Origin of the sequence: Mesorhizobium sp. M7A.F.Ca.US.005.03.2.1 (assembly GCF_003997795.1) — a bacterium.
Taxonomy (GTDB): domain Bacteria; phylum Pseudomonadota; class Alphaproteobacteria; order Rhizobiales; family Rhizobiaceae; genus Mesorhizobium; species Mesorhizobium ciceri.
In genome coordinates this window covers 1-625 of record NZ_RZRP01001513.1, presented here as the reverse complement: position 1 = coordinate 625, position 625 = coordinate 1, and the positions used below count along the sequence as shown (strand labels likewise).

At 61.9% G+C, this 625-nt stretch carries 1 protein-coding gene; it reads left to right on the top strand.

Annotated features, from left to right (window positions below):
• Positions 1–222: 222 nt before the first annotated feature.
• Positions 223–625: cytochrome c biogenesis CcdA family protein (locus EN991_RS38800; RefSeq protein WP_164769792.1), on the top strand; the 403-nt coding region annotated here is incomplete at its 3' end.

Genomic DNA, 625 nt, shown 5'->3' with positions numbered 1-625 from the left:
GCAGAAGCGCTGCCAGTCCTGCGGTTATGGTTTTCATGGAAATCTCCTGACTGATATCTGGAGACGCGCGGGAAATCGCGGCCTCACAGCATCAACGCCTGCGGGCTGTCGTTTCTTCCTGGCAAGTGCGTCGGGCAATGGATGATCTTGCCAACACAATGGTGATTGGTGGACAAGGCTGCGCGTCGCTATATCGGCGTCACGACATTGGAGTTCTTGGAAATGGCATTGGACATCGGCTATGTCAGCGCGGTCGGGGCTGGGGCGATTTCGTTCCTGTCGCCTTGCGTGCTGCCGCTGGTGCCGCCTTATCTCTGTTATATGGCCGGCGTCTCGGTCGACGATTTCCGTGGCAATGCGGGTGCGACAGCGCGTGAAGGCGCACGCGGCGCGCTGATCTATTCTTCGATCGCCTTCGTGCTCGGCTTCTCGACCGTCTTTGTCGCGCTCGGCGCCGGCGCCTCGACCATCGGCCGGCTGCTACGCGTCTGGCAGGAGCCGCTGGCCATGGGCGCAGGCGTGCTGATCATCCTGATGGGCCTGAATTTCCTCGGCGTCCTGCGCATTCCGCTGCTGTCACGCGAGGCGCGCTTCCAGTCACAGGGAAAGCCGGCAAGTGCGGTCG